Consider the following 14,415-nt stretch of genomic DNA (forward strand, 5'->3'; position numbering starts at 1 on the left):
CATGCCTCCAGATCGGTGTTTCCTCCGGGCGGCCGTGGCGGTGTTCCTCGCGGCCGCCCTGGTGGATGCCCAAGAACGGAAGGACGGCCCCCTGGACGAGGCCGACGCCATGATCCTGCAGCCCTACCTGGACCGGACCCCTTTGGGCGACGGCCTCCTGGCCTTTCCCGCCCGGCCGGCCCCCCTCGTCCCCCTGGGGGAGCTGTCGCGGCTGCTTTCCCTCGGCATCACGGTCCAGGGCGCGAAAGGACAGGCCTCCGGCTTCTTCATCTCACCCAAGCGGCGCTTCGCGCTGGACCTCGCGGGCCGGACGGTGGAGGTGGAGGGCCGCCGCATGACCTTCGAGGCCACGCAGGTGCGCCCGTTCAAGTCCGACCTCTATGTGGACGCCCGCCTCTTCCAGACCTGGTTCCCCCTGGAGCTCGAGATCGACCTGCGGGCCTCGGCCATCCAGATCAAGGCGAAGGAGCGCCTGCCGATCCAGGCCGCATGGGACCGCGACAAGCGGTACGGCGGGCGGCTCGGATTCGCCCCGGATGCCGACCCCGCCAGCCAGGCGCCGCGCTACCCATCGCCCTACACCTTCATCGATGTCCCCATGGTGGATCTCAGCGCCTCCTGGCGGACGGCGCAGCGGGGGTCCGGCGCACCGGTCCAGGGCGCTGTCATGACCGGCGGCGACCTGCTCTGGATGAGTTCCGAAATCTACCTCACCCGGGATGCGAACGGTTCCTTCGCCTCGAGCCGCGGAACCCTGTCCCGGGACGACCCGTCGGGTGGCTTGCTGGGACCCCTCCACGCCAGGCATGTGGCCCTGGTGGACATCCCCACCCCTTCGCTGGAACTGGCCGGCTCCCTGCCCTCCGGACGCGGAGTGCTCGTGGACAACTACCCCACCTCGTACCGCGCCACCTTCGCCGCCCGGACCTTCCGGGGGCCCCTGCCGGAGGGCTGGACGGTGGAGCTGTACCAGAACGGCAGCCTCGTATCGTTCCAGCGGTCCCGGGCCGATGGCCAGTACGAGTTCATGGATGTGCCGATGCGGTTCGGGTTGAACCAGTTCCGGCTGGTCTTCCACGGTCCGCTCGGCCAACGCACGGAACGGAACTACCGCCTGGACATCGCGCAGGAGCAGCCGCCTCCGGGGACCTTCTACTACCGCGCGGCGGGCTGGCGGCCGCGGGCGTCGTACCTCACCTATCCCCTGGTGAGCCTCGACCCGAGTGCCCAGCCCATCCTGCTGGACCCGACCCGCCGGACGGCCCTGCTGGCCGAGGCCGAATATGGGCTGTCCACGATGTTCTCCGTGAAATCGGGCTTCAGCCGCATGGCCGTCTCCACCGGCACGCACGACTACAGCGTGCTGGGGCTCCGGGCGATCCTGCCCTTCCTGTCCCTGCAGCTGAACGGAGCCCAGGACCAGGCCGAGAAGACGGATGGAACCGAGTCCCGGGGGCTGGCCGCCGAGGGCATCCTGATGACGGGCATCGGCTACTCCACCATGACCCTGAGGCGGTCGGAGTACCGGCGGGGCTTCTACAAACTCGGTGTCTCGGAGCGCGGCGAAGTGATCCGCACGGAGGACTTCGCGGACTTCTCGGCGCCCCTTCCCCTCAAGAGCTTCCCGCTGAACCTCTACCTCCAGCACCAGCGCCAGGTCTTTCTCGACAGCGCCTTCCAGAGCGATCGCGCCCAGGTCACGGCCAGCCTCTCCAGGCTCAGCATCTCGCCCATCCTCACGCGCATCCGCTCCCTGCGCGCCGGGCAGGAGTCCGTCCGGACCGAGGGCAGCGTCTTCGTCTCCTCCTTCGGCGAGAACCTCAACCTTCTGGGTTCGGTGACCTTCGCCCGGGAGCAGAACCGGACGCGGTTCCAGAGCTGGGGCCTGGGCGCGGATTACCGCCACGGAGAAGGGATGCTCTACCGGGTGACTTTGCAGGGGAGCAACGGGTCTCTGCGCGACACGGCGATCAACGCCAGCGTCACCAAGATGACGGGCCGCATCGCCTACGGGATCGATGCCAGCTATGCCCGGGCCACGGGCTACACCGCCGGCCTGCGGCTGTCGGCCTCCTTCGGGCGCGAGCCGCGGACGGGCAAGGGCTTCATGGACGCCCGCGCCATGTCGTCCATGGGAGCCGTCTCGGCCTCCGCCTTCATGGACGAGAACCTGAATGGGCGGCGGGATCCCGGCGAACGCACCCTCGAGGATGTCCGGTTCAAGGTGGGCGGGAGCGAACTGCCAGAACGGCGACCCGATCCCAAGGTCGCGCTGTACTCCCATGTGGGCAGGAGCCAGGATCTGGCCTTCCAGGTGGACGAAGGCACCCTGGAGGATGCCTCCATGCGGCCGACCCTCCCTTCCTACCGGATCCTCCCCAGGCCCGGCAAAGTCATGACCGTGGACTACCCCATCACCATCATGGGTGAGGTGAGCGGCACCACCCGGCTCCGCAAGGCCGGCAAGACCGAGGAGCTGCCTGGTCTCGAGCTGGAGGTCATCACGCCCGCCGGCGTCTCCCTCAAGGCGAAGCGGAGCGCCTACGACGGCTTCTTCGAATTCCGCGATCTCCCGCCCGGCGACTATGTGCTGCGGATCACGCCCGAGGAGGCCCGCCGCCTGGGACTGACGCGCGCGCCTTCGCGCCCCATCCACATCGATGCGAAGAAGAGCTTCCTCGAAGGCTTCGACCTGGTGGTGGAGGAGGGCTCCCCGGAAGCCTCGCCCGCACCCCCGCCGCCCACCCCGCCCGTCCGGGAGGATCCCCCTCCCCAAAAGCCCTGACCCGCCCCCGATTCACCCGGAAAGGAGCTGCCATGTTCATCCGGCCCATCCTGCTCTCCCTCGCCCTGTCCCCGATCCTGGCCCAGGCCCAGGATCCGGCCATCCGGCTGGTGCAGGACATGCACTTCGGCGGCCTCCAGGTGGCGGACCGGGGCGGCATGATCACCCTCACCCACGAAGGGGTGCGGATCGCCCTGAGCCCCGGCCTCAGCCCCATCCTCCGGCCGACCAGCCAGGAGGCCCGGTTCCAGCTGTCGGGTCCACCCCGGGCCCGGTTCCTCCTCCGGCTGGATCCGGCGAAGCCGCTGCTCGCCGGACCGCGGGGCGGGCAGATCCATGTGGAGTCGTTCTTCCCGTCCTTCCCCAGCCTGGAGGGAACCTTCGACACCCAGGGGCAGGCGGAGCTGCGGCTGGGCGCCAAGCTCGACATCCAGGCCGGCACGCCCGAAGGCCCTTATGCCTTCGAGCAGGTGATCCTGGAGATGCGGGTCCAGGGGGATCGGGAGCCCCGGGTCGCGCGGCAGTCCTTCGGCATCCGCGCCTACCTGCGCCCCGTCCTCAAGCTGAGCAACGGGAGTCCCCTGGACTTCGGAAGCCTGCTGCCGGGCTCCACCGAGGGCACCTTCAGCGTCGCCCCGGATGGCTCGCACCGGAGCACCCCCGGCGGAGGACCGCGCCTGGTCCGGGGCAACCCCCGGCCCGCGGCGTTCCTGCTGTCGGGCCCTCCGGGCTCGGGCTACAACCTGCAGCTACCCACCCGGATGCTGCTGACGGGGCCCGGCGCGCCCCTCGAAGTCCGGGAATTCGTCTGCGACCTGCCGGTGCAGGGCGCGCTTCCGGCGGGCACCGTGCCCTTCCGAGTGGGGGCCAGCCTCGTGGTGCCGCCCGGACAGGCCAGCGGGCTCTACCGCGGGCTGTTCAAGGTGTCGGTCTGCTACCAGTGAGGCCGGGTTCCCCCATCCGGAACATTAGGATCGCCCCGGCGGCCGCGACATTGAGGCTGTCCATGCCCGACGCCATGGGGATGGCCACGGCGCGGTCGCAGCAGGCCAGCTGACGGAGGTCCAGGCCCGTGTCCTCCGGGCCCATCACCAGCGCGCAGCGGGGGGCGGGCTGCCAGGCATGCGCATCCTCCGCCGCCGGCGTGAGCGCGGCGGCCACGACTTCGGAGCCGGGTTCCGCCGCCTTCCAATCCGCCAGGAGCACCCAGGGGTCGTCCACCCGCCACACAGGGATGCGCCACACGGCGCCCATGGAGACGCGCACGGTGCGCCGGGTCCACTGGCCCGGCCCCGGGCCCGCCAGCACGCCATCCAAACCCAGGGCCGCGGCGCTGCGCAGCAGCAGCCCCAGGTTCTCGCTGTCGTAGAGGCGGGGCAGCACCAGCAGGCGGCGGGCGGCGCGCAGGGCCGGGGCCGGGGGCGGCGCGGGCACCTGGGCGCAGGCCATGAGGCCGCGGTGGAAGGGAAAGCCCGCCAGCTCCGACAGGGCCGCAGGCTCCATCGTCAGGAGGTCCGTACCGGCCGGAAGGCGGTCGCGAAGCTCCGCCGCCGCGGTTGTGGTGGCGGCCACGGAGATGACCTTCAGCCGCCCGGCGCGGCCCGCCTCCAGCAGGTCCTCCACCAGGATCCGGCCCTCCGCGATGAAGCAGGTCCCGTATTCCGGGTGCTCCCGCGTGCCGGCGAAGCGCAGGTCGCGGTAAGGGTCCCAGGGGTCGAAGGCCGGCATGGGATCAGGTTACAGGCGGTAGGCTGGTGCCATGCCCCGCAAACTTCCCCGGCACCTCACCTGGCTCGAGGCCTTCGTGGCCGTCGTGGAGACGGGCTCGCTCGAGGCGGCGGCCCAGCACCTGAGCGTGGCGCGCTCCGTCGTGAGCGAACACCTCCGCGCCCTGGAGGAGACCCTCGCCGACGGCGAGACCCTGGTGGAGCGCGGACCCGGCCGCCGCCTGAGCCTCACCCCGCGGGGGGAGCGCCTCTTCGCCGGCGCCCAGGCCTCCTTCCACCAGCTGGACCTCAAGCGCCTGCGCGACCTCGCCTCGCCGGAACCGGGGCTGCGCCTGGGCCTGAACCCCACCCTCTCCGCCCTGCTAATGGAACCGCTGGCCCAGGCCGCCGCGCGCACGGGCCTCAAGCTGGAGGCGGCCTTCGGCGGCGCCCACGAGCTGGTGCGCCAGATCCAGACGCGCCAGCTGGACCTGGCCCTGGGCTTCACGCCCCTGCCGCCCCACCGGGGGGTGGAGTATCGCGTGCTCGCCCGCCTGCCCTTCGTGGTGCTGGCCGCCCCGGGTTGCGGGCTGGGTTGCGGCTTGGCTCCCGAGGCGGGTTTCCTCCGGGTGAAGGACCTGGCCGACAAACCCTTCGTGGATTGGCTGAGGGACGATCCCTACGGCGGCGCCAACTCGGCGCGCTTTGCGGAGGCCGGAATCCAGGTGCGGGAAGCGGCCCGGGTGGAGAACTTCCTCCAGCTCTATCCGGCCCTGCGGGCCTTCCGGGCCTGCGCCATCGCCCCGGATCTCCGGGCCCTGGGACCCTTCCCCGCCGACCTCCAGGTCTGGCCGCTGAAGGAAAGGAAGGCCCAGGCAGTGGAGGTGGTGGCACTCTGGCCTTCGGGCGGGGCGTCCGCCGCGGCCGAGGCCTGTCTGAAGGCCCTGGCCGCCCACCTTCGCAAACGACGATAATCCGACGAATGGTTCATTATTTATTCAATTTCCGCCTATCTGTTCTGACACTAGGCTTGGGGGATCCCCGGAGCGCGGTTTGACCTCTCCCTCGGTCCATCCCCTGATGTCCAGTCCCACCCAGCGGGCCATCGACCGCCTGCCGCCCCACCTCCGCCGCTATGTGGTGGACCAGGACCACGGGGCCTACACGCCCAGGGACCACGCCGTCTGGCGGCACATCCTCCACCGGCTGACGGACCGCCTGAAGCACACCGCCCACGCGAGCTACCTGTCCGGCCTGGCGGCCACCGGCATCGGTCTCGAGGCGATCCCCAGCCTCGACGAGATGAACGGGAAGCTGGAGGCGCTGGGCTGGTCCGCCGTGGGCGTGCGCGGCTTCATCCCCCCGGCGGTGTTCACGGAGCTGCAGTCCCTGGGGGTGCTGGCCATCGCCGCGGACATCCGCAGCCACGAGCACATCGAATACACGCCGGCCCCAGACATCGTCCACGAGAGCGCGGGGCACGCGCCCATCCTGGCGGACCGCCGGTTTGCCGACTACCTGAAGCGCTGCGGCGAGGCGGGCTTCCGCGCCATCGCCTCCGTGGAGGACCAGGCCGTCTACGAGGCCATCCGCCACCTCAGCGTGGTGAAGGAGGATCCTTCCGCCACGGAGGGGGAGAAGCAGATGGCGGAGGCACGCCTGCGCGCGGCCGCTGCCAGCCGGCGCTACGAGAGCGAAAGCACCAAGGCCAGCCGCCTCTACTGGTGGACCGCCGAATACGGCCTGGTGGGCAGCCTCGATGACCCGAAACTCTACGGGGCCGGACTCCTCAGCAGCCTGGGCGAGGCGGTCCACTGCCTCACGGGCGCGGTGAAACGGGTGCCCCTCAGCCTGACCTGCGTCGAGACCGAATACGACATTACGCGCATGCAGCCCCAGCTCTTCGTGGCCCGGGATTTTGACCACCTTTTTGAAGTGCTGGAGGCCTTCGAGGCCACCCTGAGCTGGCGGCGCGGCGGGGACCACGGCCTGGCGGAGGCCCTGCGGGCCCGCACCGTGAACCACCTCCGGCTGGCGGACGGCCTCGAGCTGACGGGCCGCGTGACGGCGCAGATCGCGGCCCGCCAGCCGGTGGCCCCGGGGCTCGCCACGGCCCTGGCCCGGATCGAGGGCCCAGTGCTGCTGTCCCGGCAGGGCGCGGCGGAAGGCCGCCCCTGGACGGGGGAAGCCCTGGTGGCCTTCGGACGGGGTGCCTTGCCTCCCCGCGGAGCCTTCAACCTGGAGCTGCCCTCCGGGCTCGCCCTCTCGGGCTTCCGCGTGGACGGGCACGAAGTGATCGACCTTCAGGGCCACCTGGATGGCCGCCCCCTGGACCTGCCCAGCTGGGCCCTGCTCTTCCTGAGCGAAGGCCTGCCCTCGGTGGCGGGGGGCCCGGCGGATCCCGGTTCCTGGGATCGCTGGTTCGGCGATCAGGGGGCCTTTTCCGAAGGGGAGGCCGAAGCCCAGGCCCGGATCCGCAAGGCCGAGTCCCTGCCGGCGGAAGTTGCGGAACTTTACCTCGAGGTCCGGGCATTGAGGGAAGGTGGCCGGAGGGACGGTCCACGCCTGCGGGCCCTGGCCGACCGGGCCCGGAGGCATCCCGCCGAGTGGCTGCTGCAGGCTGAACTGACGGAACTGGAGGCGATGGCATGAGCTGGACCGAAGAGAACGGAAGCCTGGTGCGGACCTTCAAGACCCCGGACTTCCTCACGGCCTACCACCTGGTCGGCGCGGTGGTGGGGCCCGCCGAGGGGTTGAACCACCATCCGGACATCGCCTTCGGCTGGGGCTATGTCCGCATCGCCCTCACCACCCACGATGCGAACGGCATCACCGACCTGGACCACCAGCTGGCCCGGCTCATTGATGATGCGGTTAAACCCTTCGGACTATGACCATTTGCCGTTTGTTTACTGTCTGAGCATGGACAGGTCCGTTATTCTGAAAAGTCCATGAGGAACCCCTTGCCGACCCTGCCCCTCCCCCCCCGCCACCCCCATCCATCCCTGCTGAAGGGCGCCCTCGTCGGGATCGGCCTGCTGGGCCTGACCCTGGGCTGCCGCCCGGACGGGGTCTCCCACTTCCGGGTGCCCAAGGAGACCGCCGCGCCCCACCCCGACCATCCGGGGCACGCCGAGGAGGCCATGCCCCCCCAGGCCGCCGGCCCTGAATCCGCCGGTCCCGCCGCCTCGGCCCGGGGGCCGCTGAAGTGGTCCCTCCCCAAGGGCTGGAGCGAGCTGCCCGGCGACGGCATGCGCTTCGCCACCTTCAAGACCCCCGTCGCCGGTCGCCTGGAGGCCACCGTGGTGGTCCTTCCGGGTCCCGCGGGTGGCGAACTGGCCAATGTGAACCGGTGGCGCGGCCAGATCACCCTGCCCCCGATCGACGAGCAGGCTCTGGCTGCCGCCCGCGTGGTGCTCAAGACCAAGGCCGGCGCCGTGAACCTCTACGACTTCACCAACGACGGCACCAAGAGCCGTCTGGTGGCCGGCCTGATCTCCACGCCCGACGGGAACACCTGGTTCCTGAAGATGAGTGGGGACGCCGCCGCCGCGGCGAAGGCAAAGCCTGACTTCATGCGCATCCTGGAGAGCCTCCGCCTTGATTAAGACACTCGCCACCCGCCTCTGGAAATTCCTGAAGTCCTTCCAGCTCACCATCGTCCTCCTGGCCCTCCTCATGGCGCTGGTGGTGCTCTGCACCCTGGCCCAGGTGGAGATGGGCACGGCGGGCGCCGTGAACGCCTACATGCGCAGCTTCTTCGTGTGGCGCCAGTTCCCGGCCCTGCCCTTCCCCCTGCCGGTGTTCCCGGGCGCCGCCCTGGTGGGCCTCCTCCTCACCCTCAACCTCATCGCCAAGACGCTCGACATCCAGCGCTCCTGGACCAAGGCCGGCATGTGGCTCGTCCACTCGGGCCTGGTGGTTCTCTTCGCGGGCGAATTCGTGGCCGGCATGATGCAGGTGGACACCAACATGTCCATCGAGGTGGGCCAGACGGTCAACTATGTCCAGAGCTACAAGAATGTGGAACTGGCCGTCATCGATGTCACCGATCCCGCCTTCGACGAGGTCTATTCCGTCCCCGACACGCTGCTGTCGCGCCGCGCCTCGATCCCCGTCCCCGGCACGCCCATCACCCTGAATGTGAAGCGCTTCTATCCCAACGCGGAGCTGAGCAACCTGCCGCCCGGTTCCCCCGCCCTGGCCACGGCCGGCGTGGGCCAGGGCGTCGCCATCGTGGAGCGCCCCACGGTCACGGCCGACAACGACATGAACCAGACCTCGGTCTTCGTGGAGCCCGTCGCGGGCGGCCGGAGCTACGGCACCTGGCTGGCTTCCGTGGCCATCGGCGCGCCGCAGACCTTCACCCACGAGGGCCGCACCTACGCGCTGAGCATGCGCCTGCGCCGCCAGTACCTGCCCTACGCATTCACGCTCAAGCAGTTCCGGCACGATGTCTATCCCGGAACGGACATCCCCAAGAACTTCTCGAGCCTCGTCCAGGTGGTGAATCCCGCCCAGAACGAGTCCCGCGAGGTGCTCATCTACATGAACCAGCCGCTTCGGTACGAGGGCAAGACCTTCTACCAGGCGAGCTTCGGCAAGAACGACACGCTCTCGGTCCTTTCCGTGGTTGAAAATCCCGGCTGGCTGCTCCCGTATGTGTCCTGCGTGCTGGTCTCCCTGGGCCTGCTCGTGCACTTCGCCATCGTCCTCCGGCGCTCCCTCAAGCGGCGCCAGGACAAGAAGGAGGGCTGACCATGACCTTCGTTCAGAAATACCTCGCCTGGGGGGCCGGCGTCCTCGCCCTCCTCGTCGCCCTCATCTTCGCCCTGCCCGGCGGCAAGGCCCGCGGGTTCGATGTCAACGGCTTCGCCACCCTGCCCATTCTCGAGGGCGGTCGCGTCAAGCCGTTGGACTCCGTGGCCCGCAACTCCCTGCTGGTGATCCACAGCCGCCAGGGGTTCCGCCACGAGGGCCGCATGGTGGGCCCCGACGAATGGATCCTCGATGTGATGTTCCGGCCCCAGGTGGCGGACCAGCAGGCCATCTTCGTCATCGACGATCCCGATGTCATCGGCCTCATCGGCGCCAAGCAGACCAAGAACCGGAACTACTTCAGCTTCGCCGACCTCTCCTCCCACCTGGAGGAGGTCCAGAAGCAGGCCATGGCGGCCCAACCCATCGCCGCCCAGAAGCGCACCCGTTTCCAGAGCGCCATCGTCAACCTGTTCGACCGCGTCTACCTGTATTACAAGCTCCGCAACACGCTGCAACTGTCGGGTTCCCCGGGCCTGGGCTGGGAGATCCAGTCCCTCGGCACGCCTGACGCGACCCTGCGCCACCAGGACCTGATCCAGCTCGCCCAGTTCCGGATCCTGCCGCCCCCGGCGGGCGCGGGGCCCGATGCCTGGCAGAGCGTCGGCCAGGCCCTCAGCGCCGCCTCCACCGGTGGCGCGATGCACCCGGGCCTGGTGCCCCTGGCCAAGCTGAACGCCGCCTACATCACCAACGATCCCGCCAGCTTCAATCAGGCCCTCGATGAGATGAAGGGCGTGGTCACCACCCTGAAGCCGGGCGCGCTCAGCCACGCCTCGAACGAGATCCTCTTCAACCGCGCGCAGCCTTTCTTCGTGGGCCTCTCCATCTACTTCGTGGCCTTCCTCGTGCTGTGCGTCTCCTGGATCTGGAAGCCCGGGCTCCTTCAGCCCACGGCCTACGCCCTGCTGTTCGCCGGCGCCATCGTCCACACCCTGGGCCTGGCCGCCCGCATCATCCTGCAGGGCCGCCCCCCGGTTACCAACCTCTACTCCTCCGCCGTCTTCGTGGGCTGGGGCGCGGTGATCCTCGGCCTCATCGTCGAGCGGATGTACCGCAAGGGCTTCGGCACCGCCGTGGCCGCCGCGGCCGGCTTCGCCTCCCTGATCGTGGCCCAGAACCTCGGCACCGAGGGCGACACCATGGAGATGATGCGTGCCGTGCTGGACTCCAACTTCTGGCTGGCCACCCATGTGGTGACCATCACCATCGGCTATTCCGGCACCTTCCTCGCGGGCGCCATCGCCATCGGCTACGCACTGCGCAAGCACATCGCTGCCAAGGCGGATCCGGAGACCGACAAGGCCCTGGTGGACATGGCCTACGGCATCATCTGCTTCGCCCTGTTCTTCAGCTTCGTCGGCACCGTGCTGGGCGGCATCTGGGCCGACCAGTCCTGGGGCCGCTTCTGGGGCTGGGATCCCAAGGAGAACGGCGCCCTCCTCATCGTGCTGTGGAACGCCATCATCCTCCACGCGCGCTGGGCCGGTTATGTGCGCGAGCGGGGCACCATGGTCATGGCCATCTTCGGCAATGTGATCACCGCCTGTTCCTGGTTCGGCGTGAACATGCTCGGCGTCGGCCTCCACTCCTACGGCTTCATGGATCAGGCCTTCTGGGCCCTGACCGGCTTCATCGCCAGCCAGCTGCTCCTCATGGCCATCTGCTACGCGCCCGCTCGGTTCTGGATCACCAAGCCCGGCGCCCACACCTAGGCTTTTCAAACTTGCAAAAGGGCCCCTGATCCCGGGGGCCCTTTTTGCGGCCGGGAACGCCCTTGGAGGCTGTCACTTCACCTGGCGCGTGACCCCTTCGAGGTAAGTCTTGAAGGCGTCCGGCGCCGGGGGTGGGGCGATCTCGAAGCGCACGGTGACGGCGGCATCGGGCTTCTGCAGGTAGGTCAGACGGAAGCGGGGCCCGGGGGCCGGTTCGCTGGTGAACGCCACGCCCCCGGGCACGGCAGCGCCGGCGTAGCGGATGACATGCCCCTCGTTGTCGAAGTAGATGGCCTTCAGCTGCCCGCCTTCGGCGAAGATCGTCATCAGATCCTCGTGATGGGAGGCGGGGCGTCCGTTGGCGGCGGGGTAGTCCGCGTGGCTGCGACGGACCAGGGCCTTCCCCTCCAGCTCGAAACGGAAAGTCGCGGCCCCGGCGGCCTGACCTGGCTGGCCGTCGCCCTCGCCCTTCCACTGGCCCACCAGGAAGCGCACCGGCGCGAAGGCGTCGGCCTTGGGGGCGGCCGCCGGCGTGATCGCCTGGGCGACCAGGGGCGCCGCGAGCGCCAGGTAGAGCCATTTATTTCCGCCCATGGATCATTCCTTTCAGTAGGTCATTCAGGCCAGGCGTGTGGTGCCCAGCAGGTTCCCCGGATCGAGGTGCTGCTTGAGCGCATGGTTCACGCCCTTCACCGGCTCCGGCGTATAGGTGTCATAGAACCGCTGGTTGTGGGGCCCGACGCCGTGTTCGGCGCTGTACGAGCCGTCGAAGCCGCGCACCGCCAGTTCGTAGATCCGGGCCTGCAGCTCCTCGACGAGCACCGCGGCCGGCCGCGAAGACTCCGCTTCCTTCCAGACCAGGTTGAGGTGCGTGCCGCCATCGCCCCAGTGGCCGAAGTCGCAGGCCCGGACGAAGGGATAATCCTTGGCCAGCAGGGCCACCGCCGCCTCGGTGAAAGCCGCCATGCGGCTGCGGGGCACGCTGATGTCGAAGGCCAGCACTTTGCCTTCGCTGCGCAGGCTCTCGCTGATGTGGTGGCGGATGGCCCAGAAGTCCTCGGGCCTGCCCATGAACACATCCGTGACCCCTTCGCCCGCATCGCCCTCCAGGAACGCGCCCAGGCGCTCCTCCAGCACCTCGGGCAGGTTCAGGGCCTCCTCGGGCAGGGTGGACGACAGCTCCACCAGCGCTGTGTAGGCGGGGGGCCGGCCGGTGCCGTAGGGATTCCGGATGTCGTCGTGGTGCGTAAACACTGGAATCAGCGCGTTGGCACTGATGACTTCGTAGGCCGTGAACACATCCGCAAGCTCGCGTTCCAGGACCTGCATCAGGGCCAGCACGGCCTCACCCGAGACGCAGCCCACCAGGGCCACCGCCTGCTGGCGGGGCACGGGCACCACCTGCAGCACCGCCCCGGTGATCACGCCGTAGACACCGCTGGTGCCCACGAAGAGCTGCTTGAGGTCCAGGCCCGTGTTGTTCTTCCGCAGGTGGTTCAGCGCATCGACCACCGTGCCATCCGCCAGCACCACTTCCACGCCCTGCAGGTTGTGGCGCACATCCCCGTACTTCAGGAGGCGGGTGCCGCCGGTGTTGGTGGCGATCATGCCGCCGATGGTGGGATCCGCCCCGAGGTCGATGGGGAACATGAGGCCGTGCGCGGACAGGGCCCCATTCAGCGCGCTGAGCAGCAGCCCACCATCCACCACGGCGGTGCGGTTGACCGGATCGATCTCCAGGCGCTTGTTCAGGCGCTCCAGGCTGAGCACCAGCATCTGGCCGCTGGCGTCGGGATTGGAAGCGCCCACCAGCCCGGTGTTGGCCCCCTGGGGCATCACCCGGATCCCGTGCGCCTGGCAGTAGGCCATGAGCTTCGACACCTCGCCCGTGGTCCCCGGGCGGGCCGCCAGCAGGGCCCTGCCCTTCCCGTACCGCCAACCCGACTCGTAACGGACGAGATCCTCCGCCTCGGTCAGGACGGCGTCGCCCCCCAGCAGGGCGCGCAGGTCGGAAGCGGTTCGGACGGAATCGTGCATGGGCTCTCCTACTGGAGCCACGCGCGGATCAGCGCCTCAAACCGCTCACCGCGCTGCTCGAAGTTGTCGAACTGGTCGAAGCTGGCGCAGGCCGGGCTGAGGAGCACCTGGTCGCCGGGCCGGGCCAGGGTCAGGGCCGCATGGACGGCGTCGTCGAAGGCCGGCACCACCTCGTGGGGCAGATCGCCGAGATCGCGGGTGAGCTGGGGGATGGCCTCGCCGAGGAAGACGAGACGCCGCAGCTTGCCCTCGAGCGCCGTGCGGAGGGGCCCGTAGCTGGCGCCCTTGTCCGTGCCGCCCAGCAGCAGCACGAGGGGGCCCGGGAGCGCCTTGATGGCGGTGAGCGTGGCGTCCACATTGGTGCCCTTGGAGTCGTTGTAGGCGCGGACGCCGCCCTTCTCGCCGCAGAAGGCGATGCGGTGGGCCAGGCCGGGGTAGCTCCGCAGGCCCTCGCGGATGGCCTCCAGGCTGGCGCCGCCGTGCCGGGCCAGCAGCGCCGCGGCCAGGGCGTTCTCCACATTGTGAGCGCCCGGAAGGCGCAGCTCGTCGCGGTGGAGGAGCCCCGCTCCGTGAAGGTTCAGGCGGCCTTCCCCATCGCACCAGGCTTCGCAGGGCGTCCAGCCGAACCGGGCCGCGCGTCCCATCCCCGGGGCGTCCTCCCACCACTCGGGGTGGGCGGCGGGCACCACGCGGAGATCCCCGGCGCCCTGCCGCTCGAAGATCCGCAGCTTGGCCTGGCGGTAGGCCTCGAGGGTGCCGTGGCGGGCGAGGTGGTCGGGCGTGAGGTTGAGGAAGGCGGCGCCCTCCGCATGGAACCCCGCCAGGGACTCGAGCTGGTAGCTGCTCAGCTCCACCACATAGGCCGTGCCGGGAACGCCGGCCGCGACGGCTTCGATCACGGGGGTGCCCAGATTGCCGCAGGCCACCGAGGGCGACCCCGCGGTCCTCAGCAGGTGCGCCACCAGATCCGTGGTGGTGCTCTTGCCGTTGGTGCCCGTCACGGCCAGCACGAGGCTCCCGTCATTCCGGGCGCGGAGGACGCGATGGGCCAGTTCCACCTCCCCGATCACGGGGATGCCCCGGGCCAGGGCCTCGGCCACGAAGGGCGCGCTGCGGGGAATGCCGGGGCTGATGACGAGCTCGCCGCAACCCTCCAGCAGGGCTTCGGGATGGCTCCCCCAGACGCCGGGAACGCCCGCCTTCGCCAGGGCGAGTTCCAGATCGGGGCTGGGCCCGGAACGGCTGTCCGTGACCACCACCGGCCGCCCGGCCGCCGCCAGGAAACGGGCCGCCGCCAGGCCCGAGCGTCCTGCCCCCATGACCACGGTCCTCATGCAGCCTCCCGCTCCAGCGT

At 69.8% G+C, this 14,415-nt stretch carries 12 protein-coding genes; 8 read left to right on the forward strand and 4 right to left on the reverse strand.

The features are described from left to right. Nucleotide 1: 1 nt before the first annotated feature. Nucleotides 2-2,785: a hypothetical protein gene (locus QUD34_RS09355; protein ID WP_286353431.1), complete on the forward strand. Its 2,784-nt coding sequence runs from the start codon at nt 2-4 to the stop codon at nt 2,783-2,785. 32 nt (nt 2,786-2,817) lie between these two features. After that, the gene (locus QUD34_RS09360) at nt 2,818-3,729 is read left to right on the forward strand and encodes a DUF4402 domain-containing protein (RefSeq protein WP_286353432.1); all 912 of its coding nucleotides are present in this window, start codon (nt 2,818-2,820) and stop codon (nt 3,727-3,729) included. On the opposite strand, the gene QUD34_RS09365 is transcribed toward QUD34_RS09360, so the two are convergent. Beyond that, entirely contained in the window at nt 3,704-4,513 is an 810-nt protein-coding gene (locus QUD34_RS09365) for a TrmH family RNA methyltransferase (RefSeq protein WP_286353433.1), read from the reverse strand. The genes QUD34_RS09360 and QUD34_RS09365 overlap by 26 nt on opposite strands. A 31-nt stretch (nt 4,514-4,544) precedes the next feature. Here QUD34_RS09365 and QUD34_RS09370 point away from each other — a divergent pair, with 31 nt between their 5' ends. The 6 genes from QUD34_RS09370 to QUD34_RS09395 all read left to right on the forward strand — a co-directional run bounded on the left by QUD34_RS09370 (nt 4,545) and on the right by QUD34_RS09395 (nt 11,024). Then, nucleotides 4,545-5,465, forward strand: a complete 921-nt coding sequence (locus QUD34_RS09370) for a LysR family transcriptional regulator (RefSeq protein ID WP_286353434.1) — start codon at nt 4,545-4,547, stop codon at nt 5,463-5,465. Nucleotides 5,466-5,571: 106 nt separating this feature from the next. Further along, nucleotides 5,572-7,143, forward strand: a complete 1,572-nt coding sequence (locus tag QUD34_RS09375) for an aromatic amino acid hydroxylase (protein ID WP_286353435.1) — start codon at nt 5,572-5,574, stop codon at nt 7,141-7,143. After that, a complete protein-coding gene (locus QUD34_RS09380) occupies nt 7,140-7,385 on the forward strand; it encodes a 4a-hydroxytetrahydrobiopterin dehydratase (RefSeq protein WP_286353436.1) in 246 nt (81 codons plus the stop codon). The genes QUD34_RS09375 and QUD34_RS09380 overlap by 4 nt, the downstream gene beginning before the upstream one ends. 69 nt (nt 7,386-7,454) lie before the next feature. Continuing rightward, a complete protein-coding gene (locus QUD34_RS09385; protein ID WP_286353437.1) occupies nt 7,455-8,099 on the forward strand; it encodes a hypothetical protein in 645 nt (214 codons plus the stop codon). Next, a complete protein-coding gene (locus tag QUD34_RS09390; protein ID WP_286353438.1) occupies nt 8,092-9,249 on the forward strand; it encodes a cytochrome c biogenesis ResB family protein in 1,158 nt (385 codons plus the stop codon). The genes QUD34_RS09385 and QUD34_RS09390 overlap by 8 nt, the downstream gene beginning before the upstream one ends. Nucleotides 9,250-9,251: 2 nt before the next feature. Beyond that, nucleotides 9,252-11,024, forward strand: a complete 1,773-nt coding sequence (locus tag QUD34_RS09395; protein ID WP_286353439.1) for a cytochrome c biogenesis protein — start codon at nt 9,252-9,254, stop codon at nt 11,022-11,024. Nucleotides 11,025-11,096: 72 nt separating this feature from the next. Here the strand turns inward: QUD34_RS09395 and QUD34_RS09400 are convergent, their stop codons facing one another. From QUD34_RS09400 to murD, 3 genes are read right to left on the reverse strand one after another with little or no spacing between them, the layout of a single operon-like run. Continuing rightward, on the reverse strand, nt 11,097-11,618 hold the full coding sequence (locus QUD34_RS09400; protein ID WP_286353440.1) for a hypothetical protein: 522 nt from the start codon (nt 11,616-11,618) through the stop codon (nt 11,097-11,099). A gap of 24 nt (nt 11,619-11,642) precedes the next feature. Then, on the reverse strand, nt 11,643-13,061 hold the full coding sequence (locus tag QUD34_RS09405) for an FAD-binding oxidoreductase (protein ID WP_286353441.1): 1,419 nt from the start codon (nt 13,059-13,061) through the stop codon (nt 11,643-11,645). Between the two features lie 8 nt (nt 13,062-13,069). Beyond that, entirely contained in the window at nt 13,070-14,395 is a 1,326-nt protein-coding gene (murD, locus tag QUD34_RS09410) for a UDP-N-acetylmuramoyl-L-alanine--D-glutamate ligase (RefSeq protein WP_286353442.1), read from the reverse strand. Nucleotides 14,396-14,415 lie beyond the last annotated feature (20 nt).

Origin of the sequence: Geothrix oryzae, assembly GCF_030295385.1 — a bacterium.
In the GTDB taxonomy this organism is placed as follows: domain Bacteria; phylum Acidobacteriota; class Holophagae; order Holophagales; family Holophagaceae; genus Geothrix; species Geothrix oryzae.

Coding starts and splice junctions, on each gene's coding strand:
- QUD34_RS09355 (WP_286353431.1), top strand. CDS start 2: ATGCCTCCAGATCGGTGTTTCCTCCGGGCGGCCGTGGCGGTGTTCCTC.
- QUD34_RS09360 (WP_286353432.1), top strand. CDS start 2,818: ATGTTCATCCGGCCCATCCTGCTCTCCCTCGCCCTGTCCCCGATCCTG.
- QUD34_RS09365 (WP_286353433.1), bottom strand. CDS start 4,513: ATGCCGGCCTTCGACCCCTGGGACCCTTACCGCGACCTGCGCTTCGCC.
- QUD34_RS09370 (WP_286353434.1), top strand. CDS start 4,545: ATGCCCCGCAAACTTCCCCGGCACCTCACCTGGCTCGAGGCCTTCGTG.
- QUD34_RS09375 (WP_286353435.1), top strand. CDS start 5,572: ATGTCCAGTCCCACCCAGCGGGCCATCGACCGCCTGCCGCCCCACCTC.
- QUD34_RS09380 (WP_286353436.1), top strand. CDS start 7,140: ATGAGCTGGACCGAAGAGAACGGAAGCCTGGTGCGGACCTTCAAGACC.
- QUD34_RS09395 (WP_286353439.1), top strand. CDS start 9,252: ATGACCTTCGTTCAGAAATACCTCGCCTGGGGGGCCGGCGTCCTCGCC.
- QUD34_RS09400 (WP_286353440.1), bottom strand. CDS start 11,618: ATGGGCGGAAATAAATGGCTCTACCTGGCGCTCGCGGCGCCCCTGGTC.
- QUD34_RS09405 (WP_286353441.1), bottom strand. CDS start 13,061: ATGCACGATTCCGTCCGAACCGCTTCCGACCTGCGCGCCCTGCTGGGG.
- murD (WP_286353442.1), bottom strand. CDS start 14,395: ATGAGGACCGTGGTCATGGGGGCAGGACGCTCGGGCCTGGCGGCGGCC.